This window comes from Nocardioides sp. Z35_8 (assembly GCF_059621125.1).
In genome coordinates this window covers 554,346-568,449 of the sequence record NZ_JCAQIE010000002.1, presented here as the reverse complement: position 1 = coordinate 568,449, position 14,104 = coordinate 554,346, and the positions used below count along the sequence as shown (strand labels likewise).

Below are 14,104 nucleotides of genomic sequence, written 5' to 3'. Positions count from 1 at the left end.
CTGGCCATCGCTCCTGAACACCACGCCGCGGTCGTCATCCTCAACGCCAACAACCGATCCGTGGACCGTCCCGGCCTCAATCTGCTCAAACAGATCATCGACTCCGGGCCAGGCCCCAACACCGTCCCGGTCGCCGCCGTCGCCTGATCGACCGGTCCCAGATGGTCAACGTCACACCGAGCCGAAAGTCCTGGCAGGTCGCCGCACTGGCGCAGGGGTGGTGGGTCGGACCGGCCGCGCCCCCTGACGTTCGGACTGACAGCGACAGGCCACCGCTCGGTCTCAGCGCTGCATCAGATCCGCGATCGTCAGCATGGCGGCACCGAGGATGGCGAGGGCCGAGAGCACCTGGCTGGAGCGTGCGAGCGGCCTCGCGAGGGAGTCGGTCGACGAAGTGGCGTTGTACGCCAACCACAGGGCAGCCAGGCTCATCGCCACCGGCACGCCTGCGATGGCCAACAGGTACGCCGGGTCTCCAGGGTTGGCTGAGAACCGGTCGAGGACCAGCCACTGGAGCCCGTTCGCGACCACGCCGCCACCCAAGAGCGCGGCCAGGGCCAGTCCGAGGGCCGTGAAGGCGCGGAACCGGGCACTGTCGTCCACTGTTGCGGAAGCAGTCGCCGTAGTTGTCAGTTCACTCATGAGATTCCCCGCAGACCTGTCAGGCTTGTTGCAGCAGTGGGATGAGAGTAGCGACCGACGGGGCTGAGGCTGCGTGCGCAGTTTCCGGATCTGCCGCGTTGAGGGCGGCTACACCTGCCCGGATCTGCCCGACCCGAGCGTCCGCTCTTGCCGAGATCCGGAAGCCATGCCGTGGTGAGATGGGTCAGTGCACAGCAGCGACGATGATGCCTCTCGTCCGAAGTACCTCGGGGGCTACCCGGATGGCGCGTACTTTGCTGCGGAGACTCCACCGGGGATGGACAAAGCCAAACCTGCTGGCGAGGACTCACACGGTCTGGACATTGCGGTCGTCGGTGACGTGATCAGCATGATGTGGGATTACGGCATACGGGTCCCGCTGTGGGATGAGGGGGGAGCCCTGCCCGACGAACCTCAGTGGCTGCGGGAAGTGCTTGGACTGAGTGACTCGCTGATCGAAGACCTCACGAGGTGGGGCGACGACATGCTTGGTCTGGATGCAACCCCCAGTCTCAGGACAGAGGAAGCGTACGAGGCCCTAGACCTGCGCGCCCAGGCACTGGCGCAACGACTACAGCAGGAAGTCGGCTCCCGGTACACGATCAAGTACCGCGCCTGGTAACAGCGGCCGCCGAGCGCTACCCAGGGCGTGCGCATGCGTAGCGACGGCGGGTATCAGTTGCGCCACAGCCTGAGCTTGTCGGGGTTGCGCATTACCCAGAGCGAGAGGATCGCGCCGTCAGCGATGTCGAAAGCGACCACCGTGGACGCAACCCCGGCCTCGAGACCAACCAGTCCTGGCTGCCCGTTGACCGTCTGCTCGCTGAGAGTGAGGTGAGGGGACGCTGCGGCGACCTCGACCAGGGTTTGGGCGATCTTCTCGGCGCCTGTGACTGGGCGCAGCTCGGCTGTAGCGCGACCTCCGCCGTCGGCGACCGCGGTGGCTTTCGGGTCCAGAAGCCCTATCAGGGCTTGGATGTCGTGTGACTCCCAGGCGTCCTTGAAGGCGCGGATGACGGCGGACTGCTCCCGGGTCGGAGCAGGTGGGGTCCGGGCCACGCCAATGCGCCGTCGTGCCGAGGTCGCCAGCTGGCGACAGGCCTCGGGTGTGCGGCCCACGATCTCGGCGACCTCGGCAAAGGGGTAGCGGTAGACGTCGTGCAAGACGAACGAGACCCGCTCGGCCGGCGTCAACGAGTCGAGGACCACCAGGAGAGCCATGTGGACCGACTCATCCAGGCTCACGCGCTCGGCAGGGTCTAGCGCTGTGGTGGAGGGTCCGTAGAGGGCCTTGGTGTGTCCAGGCAGCGGGTCCGGCAGCCATTCCCCGATGTACCGCTCTCGCCGTGCGCGTGCCGAACCGAGCATGTCGAGGCAGATGCGACTGGCCACGGTCGTCAGCCAAGCCCCCGGGGACTTGACAGCCTCTCTGGCAGAGGGGGCCAGCGAGTACCAGCGCACGTAGGTTTCCTGCAGGACGTCCTCGGCGTCAGCGGTGGACCCAAGGAGTCGGTAGGCCAAGCGAAGCAGCTGCCGCCGTTCACTGGTGATGTCGGCCAGGTCGGAGTCTCCTGGCAGACCCCTGGCCTCCGGGTCGTCGGGTCGCTCAGTCATCGCCACTCCTTGTTGCTGTTCGTCGCACTCAAGTCTCCGACGAAATAGTGGTGGCGTTCGTGAGCCGGCCTCACCTCACAACTGTCGAGGCTGCCTCGTCGGGTGTTGCAGGAGGGGGCACGACGCCGAGCAGTGGGGCTGAGTCCGCGCTGGCACGTGGCCGTCGGGCCGCCTTGAACGAGGAGATGTGGATGAATATCGCGCTGTGGATCCTGACGGGTGGCCTCGCCCTCGTCTTCCTCGCCAGCGGGGCGCAGAAGCTGACCCGGTCGCGAGAAGAGCTGATTGCGTCCGGGCTCACGTTCGCCGAAGACTTCAGTGACGGTGCGGTCCGCGCGATCGGGGTCCTGGAGATCATGGCTGCTGCAGGCCTGATCCTCCCCGCCGCCGTCGGCCTGGTGCCCGTCCTGGTGCCCCTGGCTGCAGTCGGCCTGGTTCTGCTCATGATCGGTGCCGCTGTTGTCCACCTGCGCCGAGGGGAGAGCAAGGCTGTCCTCGTCAATCTGGGGTTCCTCATGCTCGCCGCGTTGGTTGCGGCGGGTCGGTTCGGCCCGGAGTCCTTCGCGTCATGAAGAACCGCGCGGTCCTCGTTGCTGGACTCGTGATCGGCGCAGCCGGCATCGCAATCTTGTGGGCTGCCGGAGTGGAGTTCCCGGTGGCTGTGCCACCCGGCCTGGTCATCTTGCTGGTTGGTGCCGGCCTGGTCGCAGGCGTCCGCAGGCGTTGGTCGGACGGGGTCGGCGGGTTCCTCGGATTGTTCGTTGTCGTGGGCTTCGTGTTCAGCGGCATCAATGGCGAAGGTTTCGACAATCTGCTCGGCCGCAACGGTGCCGATGTGGCCTTGGGCCAGATCGTGCAGCTGATCGGGGTAGTCACAGCTGCGATCAGCGGGGCGCTCCTGCTGCGGGGCAATGACCAACCGACGAGCCCGGGTCCCTGAGAGTCGTCCTGGTGGCGACAGAACGCCGTGGGCTCGGCTTGTGTGCGCAGCCTCGCCGCCGCACCGCCTGATCCGCACCGCCTGCCCGCGGCCACAGGCCCGTCGCTCGTGCGACCAAGGCCACAGCCGCTGCCGTTGGCGGCGTGCAGACCACCTGCATCCAGCTCGGAGGCGCACTGGGCACCGCCGTGCTGTCGGCCGTCGTGGCCGGCAAGGTGTACCTCGCTGCACGGCACCGCCGCGCCCGCCGGCACGGAGGAGGCCGCGTCGGCCGGAGTCCCGATCCCCGGCCTGCCGCAGGCGGCCGAGGCGTTCATGAGCGGCCTGCACACCGGCCTCGTGGTCTCCGCCGTGCTGGTCTGGGCGGCGGCGCTGCTGGCGCTGCGGCTGCGCGAGCAGCCGCCCCACGACCTCGCCACGGTGCTCGAGGAGACCGTCGGGGGCGAGGCCGGACACCCCTGAGCACGCGTCAGGCGGGGCGCACCACGGTCGACATCACGCAGTTCTTGAGTCCCTTGGGCCGGTCGTAGGTGAACCCGAGCCGTTCGTAGAGCCGCCGGGTGCCGTTGTAGAGGAACGACGACGACATCTTCTTCGTCTGCTCGGTCAGGTCGTGGGGGTACGCCTCCACGACCCCGCCGCCCGCCTCGGCGATGAGGTCCAGCGCACCGCGGATCGCGACCTCGCTGACGCCGAGCCGGCGGTGGCGGCGGTCGACGAAGACGCAGGTGATGCGCCAGTCGGGATCGGTGGTCTTCTCGGCGTCGTACTGCTTGCGGTGGTGGAGGCTGGGCAGCTCGAGCGGCGTGCCGTACTCCGCCCACGCGATCGCCTCGTCGCCGTCGAGGACCAGCGCGGCGTGCGCCTCGCCCCGTTCGACGTAGACCCTCTTGAGCGCGCGATTGGCCTCGGCCCCCTGGCCGCGCTCGGGGCCGTCGGGATGGAACCAGATGCACCAGCAGCCGCCGAAGATGCCGTTGTGCCGCTCGACCAGCGCCTCGAAGGCGGGCCAGGTCTCCGGCGTGAGGGGACGGACCTCGTACGTCGTGTCGTCGCTCATCCGGTGACGGTAGGACGAGATCAGGACGATCGGCGTCCGGTCATCGACTCGACGTCGAGGGCGGCATCGAGCTGCTCCTCGGTCAGGTCGCCGCGCTCGATGTAGCCCATCGCGATGACCGTCTCCCGGATGGTCGCCCCGTCGGCGAGCGCCTTCTTGGCGACCTTGGCCGCCTGCTCGTAGCCGAGGTGGGCGTTGAGTGGGGTCACCACCGAGGGTGACGACTCGGCGTAGCGCCGCATCCGCTCGGTGTCGGCGGTGATGCCGTCGACGCACCGCTCGGCGAGCAGGACCGTCGAGGTGGACAGCACGTGGATCGACTCGAGCAGCGCGTGCGCCATGACGGGCATCATCACGTTGAGCTCGAAGCTGCCCGACGCCCCGGCCCAGGCGATGGTCGCGTCGTTGCCGACGACCCGCGCGCAGACCATCAGCGTCGCCTCGGGCAGCACCGGGTTGACCTTGCCCGGCATGATGCTCGACCCGGGTTGGAGGTCGGGGAGGCGGATCTCCGCGAGGCCCGTGGTGGGGCCGGACGACATCCAGCGCAGGTCGTTGCAGATCTTGGTCAGGCCCACGGCGACGGTGCGCAGCACGCCGGACAGCTCGACCAGCGAGTCGCGCGTGCCCTGCGCCTCGAAGTGGTCGCGCGCCTCGGTGAACTCCTGCCCGGTCCGGTCGCTGAGCGCGGCGATCGCGCGCTCGGCGAAGGCGGCGGGGGTATTGATGCCGGTGCCGACGGCGGTGCCGCCGAGCGGTAGCTCGCGCACCCGGGGGAGCACCGCCTCGAGGCGCTCGACGCCCAGGCGCAGGGTGGCGGCGTAGGCCCCCATCTCCTGCCCGAGGGTGACGGGCGTGGCGTCCATCAGGTGGGTGCGCCCGGACTTCACCGCGTCGGCGAACTCCTCGGCCTTGCCCTCGAACGACGTCGCCAGCCGGTCGAGCGCGGGGAGCAGGTCGTCGACGACGGCGAGGGTCGCCGCGACGTGGATGCTGGTCGGGAACGTGTCGTTGCTGCTCTGCGAGGCGTTGACGTGGTCGTTGGGGTGCACGTCGACGCCCGCGCGGGAGGCCAGGGTCGCGATCACCTCGTTGGCGTTCATGTTGGAGCTGGTGCCCGACCCGGTCTGGAAGACGTCGATGGGGAACTCGGCGTCGTGCGTGCCGACGACGATGGCGTCGGCGGCCGCGACGATGGCCTCTGCCTGCTCGGGGCGTACGACGCTGAGCGCGGCGTTGGCCGTGGCGGCGGCGGCCTTCACGTGGGCCAGCGCCTGCACGTGCCGGGGCTGGAGCGTCAGGCCGCTGATCGGGAAGTTCTCGATCGCGCGCTGCGTCTGGGCCCGCCACAGGGCGTCGCGAGGCACTTCGACCTCGCCCATGGAGTCGTGCTCGGTGCGTGTCTCGCTCACGGCCCGACCGTACCCAGTTCGCCGGGTTCTCGCGACGGGCGAGGGGTGGGGGGTCCTTGACGAATGGGTAACGCAGCAGTTACCAATAGAGGCATGGACCCGTTCGTCGCCCTCGCCGACCCCCTGCGCCGCGACCTCGTGGCCCGGTTGTCGCACGGGCCGTCGCGGGTGGTCGACCTGGCTGCCGGCCGCGACGTCAGCCGGCCGGCCATCAGCCGCCACCTCCGGGTGCTCGGCGAGGCGGGCCTGGTGGAGGCCGAGGACCGGGGGCGCGAGCGGCACTACCGCCTCCGGCCCGACGGGCTGGCCGCCGTCACCGAGTGGCTGGCGGCGCTCGACCCCACCGGCGCGCCGCCGCCGCGGTTCGCCCAGTCGGCGTTCGACGGGCTCGACCTCGAGGTCCGCCGCGCCGGACGCGACCGCCGGGCGGGCGATGCCGCGACCGGCACATCCACCCCACAGCAGGAGGACACCGCATGAGCAGCACCGTGATGACCGGCCGGCGCGAGGAGCGCGACGGGAGCACCCTGCTCGTGATCGAGCGGGAGTTCCGGGCCCCCGTCGACGACGTGTGGGCGGCCTGCACCGACCCGACCCGCATGGAGCGGTGGATCGGGACGTGGCGCGGCGACCCGGCTGCCGGTCCGGTGACGTTCTGGATGACCGCGGAGGGCGACGACGTCGCGGGCGAGGAGTGGGACGTGCTGGTGTGCGAGCCGCCGAGCCGCTTCGTGGCACGGGGCCGGGACCCGCAGCCCTTCAGCGAGGACGGCTCGGGGGACACGGCCCACTGGGAGCTCGAGCTCGAGCTGACGGAGGCCGACGGCGTCACGTCCCTCCGGTTCGTCCAGGTGCTGGATCCCGGAGGGCCGCGCGTCGACATGGCCGCGAGCGTGGGCCCGGGCTGGGAGTACTACCTCGACCGGCTGGGGGCCGCGCTGTCCGGCGACCCGGTGGGCGCCGTCGAGTGGGAGGCCTACGTCGGCGGGTCCTCGCACTACCGGCGGCTCTTCACCTGAGCGTGCCTGACCCCGCTTGAGCGGGCTTGGTCCCGCCCGACCCGGCGTTGCGGCTTGGCTCCGGCGCCCCGGCTCGCCAGCATGGTCCGATGCGTCCACTGCGCCTCGGGTCCGTCTGCGCGACGGCCGTCGTGCTCGTCGCCGCCTCGGCCTGCTCCGTGCTCGGCGGCGACGAGGCCGATCCCCCGGAGGGCGTGGCCGCCGACCTCGCCGCCGCCCTCGCCGCACACTCGCTGGGGGAGGTGCCGCTGACCGACGAGGCCGACCGGGCGACGTTCGCCGAGCTGGTGGCCCCGCTCGACGAGGTGCCCGTCGCGGTGCGGGTCGCCGCCGTCGAGCAGGACGAGCAGGTCGAGGGCGACGCCGCCTCCGGCGAGGACCGCGTCACCGCCACCGCCACCGCCACCCTGGCGTGGCGGTGGGAGCTCACCGACGCCGAGTCGTGGGAGTACGACACCACCGCCACGCTCGTACGCGAGGGGAGCGGGTGGGTGGTCGACTGGTCGCCGGGGGCGCTCGCCCCCGACCTCGCCGACGGCGACACCCTCGGGTTGCGGACCCTGCCGCCGAGCCGGGGCGACATCACCGGCGCCGAGGGTCAGGTGCTGGTCACCGAGCGACCGGTCCTGCGCTACGGGCTCGACAAGACCAAGGTCAGCGGACCGCAGGTCGCTCGCAGTGCGCGCCGGATCGCCCGCGTGCTCGACGTCGACGCGGCCTCGTTCGTCGAGCGGGCGGAGGCGATGGGGCCGGAGGCCTTCGTCGAGGCGGTGGTGCTGCGCGAGGACGACGCCCTCGACGTGCTGCCCGCCTTCGCCGACATCCGCGGTGCGCTCGCCGTGCGCGACACGCTGCCGCTCGCCCCGACCCGCGAGTTCGCCGCGGCCCTGCTGGGGCGGGTCGGTCCGGCCACCGCCGAGCTCGTCGAGGAGTCCGGCGGCCGCATCGCCGCCGGCGACGAGGTCGGCCTGTCCGGGCTCCAGGCCCGCTACGACGAGCAGCTGCGGGGCGTCCCCGGCACGGCCGTCGTGGCCCGCGACGCCGACGACCGGCTGCGCACCCTCGTCGAGGTCGCGCCCACCGACGGGGCCGACCTCGCGACCACCCTCGACCCCGCGCTGCAACAGAAGGCGGAGGACGTCCTCGGCGACCTCGGCGACCAGGCCCCGGCGACGGCGCTCGTCGCGATCCGTCCCTCGGACGGCGCGGTGCTCGCGAGCGCCAACGGGGCCGGGGCGGGCGGCGCCGACCTGGCCATGACGGGGCAGTACGCGCCCGGCTCCACCTTCAAGGTGGTCACCGCGCTCGCCCTGCTGCGCAGCGGGATGGGTGTGGGCGACGTGGTCTCGTGCCCGGCCTCGACCGTCGTCGACGGCCGCTCGTTCACCAACTACGACGACTACCCGGCCGCCGCGCTGGGCGACATCACCCTCACCCAGGCGATCGCCCACTCGTGCAACACCGCGCTGATCGGCAACGCCGACCGGGTGGCCGAGGGTGAGCTGGCGGCTGCGGCCGGAGCGCTCGGCCTCGGCGCCGACCACGACCTCGGTTTCCCGGTCTACTTCGGCCAGGTGCCGCCGCCCGAGACCGAGACCGGGGCCGCCGCCGACATGATCGGCCAGGGGACGGTCCTGGCCAGTCCCTTCGCCATGGCCACCGTCGCCGCGTCGGTGCAGGCCGGACGGGCGGTGCTGCCGGTCCTGCTGCCCGACCACGAGGTCGACCAGGTCGCCCCCGAGCGGCCGCTCACCGGCGGCGAGGCGGGGGCCCTGCGCGGACTGATGCGCAGCGTGGTGACCACCGGGTCGGGGCGCTTCCTCCAGGACGTGCCGGGCCGGGTGGGTGCCAAGACCGGCACGGCCGAGCACGGCGAGCCGGACGCGTCGGGCGAGCTGCCGACGCACGCGTGGATGATCGCGACCCGCGGCGACCTCGCCGTCGCGGTGTTCGTCGAGACCGGCGTCTCCGGCTCCCAGACCGCGGGTCCGCTGCTCGAGGCGTTCCTGCGCTGAGCCTGCCCGCCGCGCGGCGCGCCGGCTCAGCGGCGCGCGAGGTAGAGGAAGTACTCCTCGGGCCGGTCCTGGAGCAGCACGTCGTGGGCCTGCTCCTCGGCGGCGCCGAACACCGTGCGCAGCGCGGCGAGCAGCTCGGGGGCAGCGCTCGCCGACCACACGACCAGCACGCCTCCGGGCGACAGCACGGCGCGACACCGCTGGAGGAACTCCTCCTCGTAGACCGCCTCGTTGCGCTCGTGCACGAGGTAGCCGGGCCCGTTGTCGACGTCGAGCAGCACCAGGTCGTAGGTCGAGCGGGCCTCGGCGATCGCCATCGCGATGTCGGCGTTGACCACGGTCGCGCGGGTGTCGGCGAGCAGCGCGGGCCCGTGCGGCACCGTCCCGTCGCGCATCCACCGGATCAGCGACTCCTCGATCTCCACCACCACCGCGCGCTCGACCCGCGTGTCGGCGAGCACCCGCTGGAGCGTGAAGCCCAGCCCGAGCCCGCCCACCAGCACCGAGGCCGGCTGCTCGACGAGGTCGAGGGCCTGGGCGGCGAGCTCGATCTCGCTGGTCGTCTCCAGCGTGTCCATCACGAAGACGCCGTTGACCCGCAGCTCGATGACGTCGGCCCCGGCGCCGGAGCTGCGCCGCCGCAGCACGACCTCACCGCGGGCCGACTCCGCCCGGGCGATCTCGGGGCTCTCGGGGCTCTCGGGGCTCTCGGGGATCCCGGTGCTCGTGCTCTCGGGACTGAGGGGGCCGGCCATGGCGCCATCCTGCCAACCGTGCGCGCGCCGATGGAAGTGGGCTGCCGGTCGGCCCTGGAGGCAGGGCCCCGGAAGGTCGCTGCGGCGAGACGCTGGGTGAAATGACGCCCGGCCGCCCGGTCCGCGTCTACGGTGGCTCCGTGTACACCGTGGGGCGCACCGCAGAGCTGACGGGGGTGTCGACCGGCACCCTCCGCAAGTGGGAGCAGCGCTACGGGGTGGTCGTGCCCCTGCGATCGCCGAGCAACTACCGCCTCTACGACGACGAGGCGGTGCGTCGGCTCAGCGTCATGCGCAGCCTCGTCGACGCCGGGTGGAGCGCGCAGGAGGCCGCCCGCCACGTGGTGGAGAGCGCGAGCGCGGCCGAGGCGGAGGTCGTACGACCGCAGGAGCCGCCGTACGAGGAGCGCTTCGAGACGCTCCTCGGCTGCGCCCAGGACTTCGACGAGCCCCGGCTCGAGCGCCTGCTCGAGGAGAGCTTCGGTGACAACGACGTGGTGTCGGTGGTCGACGACTGGCTGCTGCCGTCGCTGGTCCACCTCGGCAAGGCGTGGCAGCGCGGCTTCGTCTCGGTCGCGGGGGAGCACTTCGTGACCGGTGCCGTGCACCGCCGCCTCGCGCTCGCCTTCCAGTCGGTGGCCCCCGCGCCCAGCGGTGGCCCGCGCGTCGTCGTCGGCCTCGCGCGCGGGTCGCGCCACGAGATCGGCGTCCTCGCGTTCGCCACGGTGCTCCGCTCGCGCGGCGTCGCGGTGACCTACCTCGGCGCCGACCTCCCGCTCGAGGCGTGGGTGAGCGCCGTCAGCCTCGTCCGGCCCGCGGCGGCCGTGCTGGCGGCGCCGACGCTCGAGGACCTCCCGGCCGTCCGCGAGGCGGTCCGCGCCCTCGCGCCCCTCACCGACGTGCTGCTCGGCGGCGCCTTCCAGGACCGGGTCGCGGGCGGCGAGCACCTGGGCCACGCCGCCGGCGCGGCCGCGGCGGCGCTCGCCACCCGCCTCGGCGCGGTGAGCTGACGCGTCAGCGCGCCGTGCGCCCCGACTCGTCCGCGCACCCGCTGCTGAACCAGTAGCTGCCCACGATGTCCATCCGGCACGCGGTGTCGGTCGCCGGGGCGTCGGTCGCCGCCGGCGAGGCGCTGAGGACGGAGCCGAGGGCCGCCGCGGCAAGGACCGTGACCCCGATGACGCGCAGGCGCCGGCCGGTGCGGTCGCGGCGACGCAGGCCGGGCCGGGGGGAGGGCCGTGCAGTGATCGCCATCGTCGTCATCGGGTCCTCCTGGGGCACCCCTGCGGCTTGTCCACAGTTTGTCCACTGTTGGTGGTGATGCCGAGGCTAGAACCTTGTCCACAGTTTGTCCAAAGTTCGCTACCCTCGGGGTGTGTACACCGTCGGACGCACCGCCCAGCTCACCGGAGTGCCACGCGAGACCCTGCGCAAGTGGGAGCAGAGATACGGCGTGGTGGCACCGGCACGCACCGAGGGCAACTACCGCCTCTACGACGACGAGGCGGTCCGCCGCCTGTCGGTGATGCGCGACCTCGTGGACTCCGGGTGGTCGCCGCGGGAGGCGGCGGGACGCGTGCTCGCCGAGCCGGACCGCTCGACGACCCCGGCCGGGCCGGAGGGATCGCCGCTCACGCGGATCGACGACCTCGCCTCGTGCGGCGAGGACTTCGACGTGGTGCGGCTCGAGGGCATGCTCGACAAGGCGTTCGCCGAGGCCGACCTCGCCGTCGCGGTCGACGAGTGGCTGATGCCGTCCCTCGTACGCCTCGGCGAGGCGTGGCAGCGGGGCACGGTCGGCGTCGCCGGTGAGCACTTCGTCAGCGCGGCCGTGCTGCGCCGGCTCGCGCAGGCCTTCCACCAGCTCCCGCACCCCGCTCCCAACGCCCCCCACGTGATGGTCGGCCTGGCCCGCGGCGCACGCCACGAGCTCGGCATCATGGCCTTCGCGATGGTGCTGCGCAGCCGGGGCGTCCACGTCACCTACCTCGGTGCCGACCTGCCCGTGGAGAGCTGGATCGACACGGTCCGCGCGCTGCTGCCCGACGCCGTGGTGCTGGCCGTGCCGACCGTGGAGGACCTCCCGGCGGTCCGCGAGGCGGCGCAGGCGATCGGCCCGATCGCCCCGGTGCTGCTCGGCGGCGCCCACCAGTCGCGCGTCGAGGGCGCCGACGCCCTCGGGCACCGGATCGGGGAGGCGGCGGCCCGTCTCGCCGACCGGCTCACCGGCTCACCGGCTGAGCTCGCCGACTGAGCTCGCCGGGGCTGCTCGCGCCTACTGGGCGGAGCGGACGCGGATCCCCGAGACGGGCACGGTCACCGTCCCGGACGGGTCGGTGAAGAAGTCGTTGCCCTTGTCGTCGACGACGATGAACGCGGGGAAGTCCTCGACCTCGATCTTCCACACCGCCTCCATGCCGAGCTCCTCGTACTCCACGACCTCGACCGACCGGATGCAGTCCTGCGCGAGCCGCGCGGCCGGACCGCCGATCGAGCCGAGGTAGAAGCCGCCGTGGGTGCCGCAGGCGTCGGTGACCTGCTTGGACCGGTTGCCCTTCGCCAGCATCACCATCGAGCCGCCCGCCGCCTGGAACTGCTCGACGTAGGAGTCCATCCGCCCCGCGGTGGTCGGGCCGAAGGAGCCCGACGGCATCCCCTCGGGCGTCTTGGCCGGTCCGGCGTAGTAGACGGGGTGGTCCTTGAGGTAGGCCGGCATCTCCTCGCCGGCGTCGAGGCGCTCCTTGATCTTGGCGTGCGCGATGTCGCGCGCCACGACGAGCGGCCCGGTCAGCGAGAGCCGCGTCTTCACCGGGTGCTTCGTCAGCTCGGCGAGGATGTCGGGCATCGGCCGGTTGAGGTCGATCGGGACGACCGCCCCGCCCTCGATGTCGTGGGCCATCCCGGCGTCCGGCATGTACTGCGCCGGGTCGGTCTCGAGCTGCTCGAGGAAGACGCCCGCGGGCGTGATCTTGCCGAGTGCCTGCCGGTCGGCCGAGCACGACACGGCGATGGCGACCGGGCACGAGGCGCCGTGGCGCGGCAGCCGCACCACGCGCACGTCGTGGCAGAAGTACTTTCCGCCGAACTGGGCGCCGATGCCGAAGGACTGCGTGAGCTCGAAGACCTTCTCCTCGAGCTCGACGTCGCGGATGCCGTGGGCGCTCATCGAGCCCTCGGTCGGCAGGTCGTCGAGGTAGTGCGCGGACGCGTACTTGGCGGTCTTGAGGGCGAACTCCGCGCTGGTGCCGCCGATGACGACGGCGAGGTGGTAGGGCGGGCACGCGGCGGTGCCGAGCGAGCGGATCTTCTCGTCGAGGAACTCCATCAGGCGCGTCGGGTTGAGGACTGCCTTGGTCTCCTGGAACAGGAACGACTTGTTGGCCGACCCGCCGCCCTTGGCCATGAAGAGGAACTTGTACTCCGGCACGTCCTGCGCGGGGGTGGAGTAGAGCTCGATCTGCGCCGGCAGGTTGGTGCCGGTGTTCTTCTCCTCGAACGTCGTCAGCGGCGCGAGCTGGGAGTAGCGGAGGTTGAGCCGGGTGTAGGCGTCGTACACGCCCCGACTGATCGCCTCGCCGTCGTCGGCACCGGTGAGCACGCCCTCGGACTTCTTGCCCATCACGATCGCGGTGCCGGTGTCCTGGCACATCGGCAGCACGCCGCCGGCGGAGATGTTGACGTTCTTGAGCAGGTCGAGGGCGACGAAGCGGTCGTTGCCCGAGGCCTCCGGGTCGTCGATGATGATCCTGCGCAGCTGGGCGAGGTGGCCGGGCCGGAGGTAGTGGCTGATGTCGTGCATCGCCTCCTCGGTGAGCCGCCGGATCGCCTCGGGCTCGACCTGGAGGAACGTCCGCCCCCCGACCTCGACCGTCGACACGCCCTCGGTGGTCACCAGCCGGTAGGGAGTGGCCGGCGCGCCGTTGGACCCGGCGGTGGGGAGGAGGTCGGAGTAGTGGAAGTCGGCGGCGCTCACGGCCGCAGATGCTACGCCCGGTCGGGCTCCTCGCCCGATCCGGCCTCGGCGTCCGGCGGCGTCACCGGTCGCGCCGCCTCCTCCGCCGCCTCCTCTGCCGCCGCCTCCCGCTCCTTCTGCTCCCGCGCGATCCGGCGCTGCTCCTCCGCGCGCTCTCGCACCCGCTTGAGGAAGGCCTCGTCGGCAGCGGGGTCGGACGCGGCGTAGCGCCCGGGCCGGTCGTACTCCGGGAACGCGCGTGCGCTGCCCTCGTGGGGGCCCCGTGGTCGCGGCCGGCGCTGGGGCCGTCCCGCGACGAGCCAGGCGATCGAGCCCACGAAGGGGAAGAACAGCACGAGGAGGATCCACCCCAGCTTGGGGAGGTGGCGCACCTCGTCGTCGCGGCTCGAGATCGCCTCGATGAGGCAGTAGACGGTCAGCACCACAGGCACGAGGTACAGCACGATCCGCACGTCAGGACCCCCGCAGGTGGGCCCTGCCGGGGCCGCGGACGACGGGACGCGACCCGGCGTGTCGGGAGAGTAGCGCGAGGGCACGCGCGGGCATGCAGATCGCCTGCCGCACCGGCGCGGCGTCCCGACAGGTGCTCACCCCCCGGACGCGCCCCGTCCATTCGGGGGTAGCCTCCGAATGGACGGGATCGACGAGGCTTCGCGCGCGAGACATCCCCCCGA

General features: G+C 72.1%; 17 protein-coding genes. 9 read left to right on the top strand and 8 right to left on the bottom strand.

Annotated features, from left to right (window positions below; genetic code table 11):
- Window positions 1–282: 282 nt before the first annotated feature.
- Window positions 283–642 (bottom strand): hypothetical protein, encoded by a 360-nt coding sequence (locus AC54T2_RS14475; RefSeq protein ID WP_496666531.1) that lies wholly within the window; start codon window positions 640–642, stop codon window positions 283–285.
- Between the two features lie 187 nt (window positions 643–829).
- Between AC54T2_RS14475 and AC54T2_RS14470 the strand changes: the two genes are divergently transcribed.
- Complete coding sequence (locus AC54T2_RS14470) at window positions 830–1,264, top strand: immunity protein CdiI family protein (protein WP_496666530.1); 435 nt, start codon at window positions 830–832, stop codon at window positions 1,262–1,264.
- 53 nt (window positions 1,265–1,317) lie between these two features.
- On the opposite strand, the gene sigJ is transcribed toward AC54T2_RS14470, so the two are convergent.
- Window positions 1,318–2,256 (bottom strand): RNA polymerase sigma factor SigJ, encoded by a 939-nt coding sequence (sigJ, locus tag AC54T2_RS14465; RefSeq protein WP_496666529.1) that lies wholly within the window; start codon window positions 2,254–2,256, stop codon window positions 1,318–1,320.
- Between the two features lie 191 nt (window positions 2,257–2,447).
- On the opposite strand from sigJ, the gene AC54T2_RS14460 reads away from it, so the two are divergent.
- The 3 genes from AC54T2_RS14460 to AC54T2_RS14450 all read left to right on the top strand — a co-directional run bounded on the left by AC54T2_RS14460 (window position 2,448) and on the right by AC54T2_RS14450 (window position 3,658).
- Complete coding sequence (locus tag AC54T2_RS14460) at window positions 2,448–2,828, top strand: DoxX family protein (protein WP_186340504.1); 381 nt, start codon at window positions 2,448–2,450, stop codon at window positions 2,826–2,828.
- Window positions 2,825–3,196, top strand: a complete 372-nt coding sequence (locus AC54T2_RS14455; RefSeq protein WP_496666528.1) for a hypothetical protein — start codon at window positions 2,825–2,827, stop codon at window positions 3,194–3,196. Before AC54T2_RS14460 ends, AC54T2_RS14455 begins: the two co-directional genes overlap by 4 nt.
- Before the next feature lie 315 nt (window positions 3,197–3,511).
- Window positions 3,512–3,658 carry a hypothetical protein gene (locus AC54T2_RS14450; protein WP_496666527.1) on the top strand — a complete coding sequence of 49 codons (147 nt, stop codon included), beginning with the start codon at window positions 3,512–3,514 and terminating at the stop codon, window positions 3,656–3,658.
- A gap of 7 nt (window positions 3,659–3,665) precedes the next feature.
- Here the strand turns inward: AC54T2_RS14450 and AC54T2_RS14445 are convergent, their stop codons facing one another.
- Both AC54T2_RS14445 and AC54T2_RS14440 read right to left on the bottom strand, forming a co-directional pair.
- Window positions 3,666–4,256 (bottom strand): GNAT family N-acetyltransferase, encoded by a 591-nt coding sequence (locus AC54T2_RS14445; protein WP_496666526.1) that lies wholly within the window; start codon window positions 4,254–4,256, stop codon window positions 3,666–3,668.
- A gap of 20 nt (window positions 4,257–4,276) precedes the next feature.
- Window positions 4,277–5,668, bottom strand: a complete 1,392-nt coding sequence (locus tag AC54T2_RS14440; protein ID WP_496666525.1) for a class II fumarate hydratase — start codon at window positions 5,666–5,668, stop codon at window positions 4,277–4,279.
- A gap of 93 nt (window positions 5,669–5,761) precedes the next feature.
- Between AC54T2_RS14440 and AC54T2_RS14435 the strand changes: the two genes are divergently transcribed.
- From AC54T2_RS14435 to AC54T2_RS14425, 3 genes are all read left to right on the top strand, one after another.
- Window positions 5,762–6,148 carry an ArsR/SmtB family transcription factor gene (locus AC54T2_RS14435; protein ID WP_186340508.1) on the top strand — a complete coding sequence of 129 codons (387 nt, stop codon included), beginning with the start codon at window positions 5,762–5,764 and terminating at the stop codon, window positions 6,146–6,148.
- Window positions 6,145–6,687, top strand: a complete 543-nt coding sequence (locus tag AC54T2_RS14430; protein WP_496666524.1) for an SRPBCC family protein — start codon at window positions 6,145–6,147, stop codon at window positions 6,685–6,687. The genes AC54T2_RS14435 and AC54T2_RS14430 overlap by 4 nt, the downstream gene beginning before the upstream one ends.
- An 89-nt stretch (window positions 6,688–6,776) precedes the next feature.
- Window positions 6,777–8,702, top strand: a complete 1,926-nt coding sequence (locus tag AC54T2_RS14425) for a penicillin-binding transpeptidase domain-containing protein (RefSeq protein WP_496666523.1) — start codon at window positions 6,777–6,779, stop codon at window positions 8,700–8,702.
- A 26-nt stretch (window positions 8,703–8,728) separates the two neighbouring features.
- Here AC54T2_RS14425 and AC54T2_RS14420 read toward each other — a convergent pair whose 3' ends face one another.
- Window positions 8,729–9,457 carry a spermidine synthase gene (locus AC54T2_RS14420; protein WP_496666522.1) on the bottom strand — a complete coding sequence of 243 codons (729 nt, stop codon included), beginning with the start codon at window positions 9,455–9,457 and terminating at the stop codon, window positions 8,729–8,731.
- Between the two features lie 140 nt (window positions 9,458–9,597).
- On the opposite strand from AC54T2_RS14420, the gene AC54T2_RS14415 reads away from it, so the two are divergent.
- Complete coding sequence (locus AC54T2_RS14415; RefSeq protein WP_186340512.1) at window positions 9,598–10,467, top strand: MerR family transcriptional regulator; 870 nt, start codon at window positions 9,598–9,600, stop codon at window positions 10,465–10,467.
- Between the two features lie 4 nt (window positions 10,468–10,471).
- Here AC54T2_RS14415 and AC54T2_RS14410 read toward each other — a convergent pair whose 3' ends face one another.
- Window positions 10,472–10,720 (bottom strand): hypothetical protein, encoded by a 249-nt coding sequence (locus AC54T2_RS14410; protein WP_186340513.1) that lies wholly within the window; start codon window positions 10,718–10,720, stop codon window positions 10,472–10,474.
- Between the two features lie 112 nt (window positions 10,721–10,832).
- On the opposite strand from AC54T2_RS14410, the gene AC54T2_RS14405 reads away from it, so the two are divergent.
- The gene (locus tag AC54T2_RS14405) at window positions 10,833–11,711 is read left to right on the top strand and encodes a MerR family transcriptional regulator (protein WP_496666521.1); all 879 of its coding nucleotides are present in this window, start codon (window positions 10,833–10,835) and stop codon (window positions 11,709–11,711) included.
- A 21-nt stretch (window positions 11,712–11,732) separates the two neighbouring features.
- On the opposite strand, the gene AC54T2_RS14400 is transcribed toward AC54T2_RS14405, so the two are convergent.
- Window positions 11,733–13,430 carry a fumarate hydratase gene (locus AC54T2_RS14400; RefSeq protein WP_496666520.1) on the bottom strand — a complete coding sequence of 566 codons (1,698 nt, stop codon included), beginning with the start codon at window positions 13,428–13,430 and terminating at the stop codon, window positions 11,733–11,735.
- Between the two features lie 11 nt (window positions 13,431–13,441).
- Window positions 13,442–13,882, bottom strand: a complete 441-nt coding sequence (locus tag AC54T2_RS14395; RefSeq protein WP_496666519.1) for a PLD nuclease N-terminal domain-containing protein — start codon at window positions 13,880–13,882, stop codon at window positions 13,442–13,444.
- Window positions 13,883–14,104 lie beyond the last annotated feature (222 nt).

Coding starts and splice junctions, on each gene's coding strand:
- sigJ (WP_496666529.1), bottom strand. CDS start 2,256: ATGACTGAGCGACCCGACGACCCGGAGGCCAGGGGTCTGCCAGGAGAC.
- AC54T2_RS14435 (WP_186340508.1), top strand. CDS start 5,762: ATGGACCCGTTCGTCGCCCTCGCCGACCCCCTGCGCCGCGACCTCGTG.
- AC54T2_RS14445 (WP_496666526.1), bottom strand. CDS start 4,256: ATGAGCGACGACACGACGTACGAGGTCCGTCCCCTCACGCCGGAGACC.
- AC54T2_RS14455 (WP_496666528.1), top strand. CDS start 2,825: ATGAAGAACCGCGCGGTCCTCGTTGCTGGACTCGTGATCGGCGCAGCC.
- AC54T2_RS14420 (WP_496666522.1), bottom strand. CDS start 9,457: ATGGCCGGCCCCCTCAGTCCCGAGAGCACGAGCACCGGGATCCCCGAG.
- AC54T2_RS14460 (WP_186340504.1), top strand. CDS start 2,448: ATGAATATCGCGCTGTGGATCCTGACGGGTGGCCTCGCCCTCGTCTTC.
- AC54T2_RS14475 (WP_496666531.1), bottom strand. CDS start 642: ATGAGTGAACTGACAACTACGGCGACTGCTTCCGCAACAGTGGACGAC.
- AC54T2_RS14430 (WP_496666524.1), top strand. CDS start 6,145: ATGAGCAGCACCGTGATGACCGGCCGGCGCGAGGAGCGCGACGGGAGC.
- AC54T2_RS14450 (WP_496666527.1), top strand. CDS start 3,512: ATGAGCGGCCTGCACACCGGCCTCGTGGTCTCCGCCGTGCTGGTCTGG.
- AC54T2_RS14425 (WP_496666523.1), top strand. CDS start 6,777: ATGCGTCCACTGCGCCTCGGGTCCGTCTGCGCGACGGCCGTCGTGCTC.
- AC54T2_RS14410 (WP_186340513.1), bottom strand. CDS start 10,720: ATGACGACGATGGCGATCACTGCACGGCCCTCCCCCCGGCCCGGCCTG.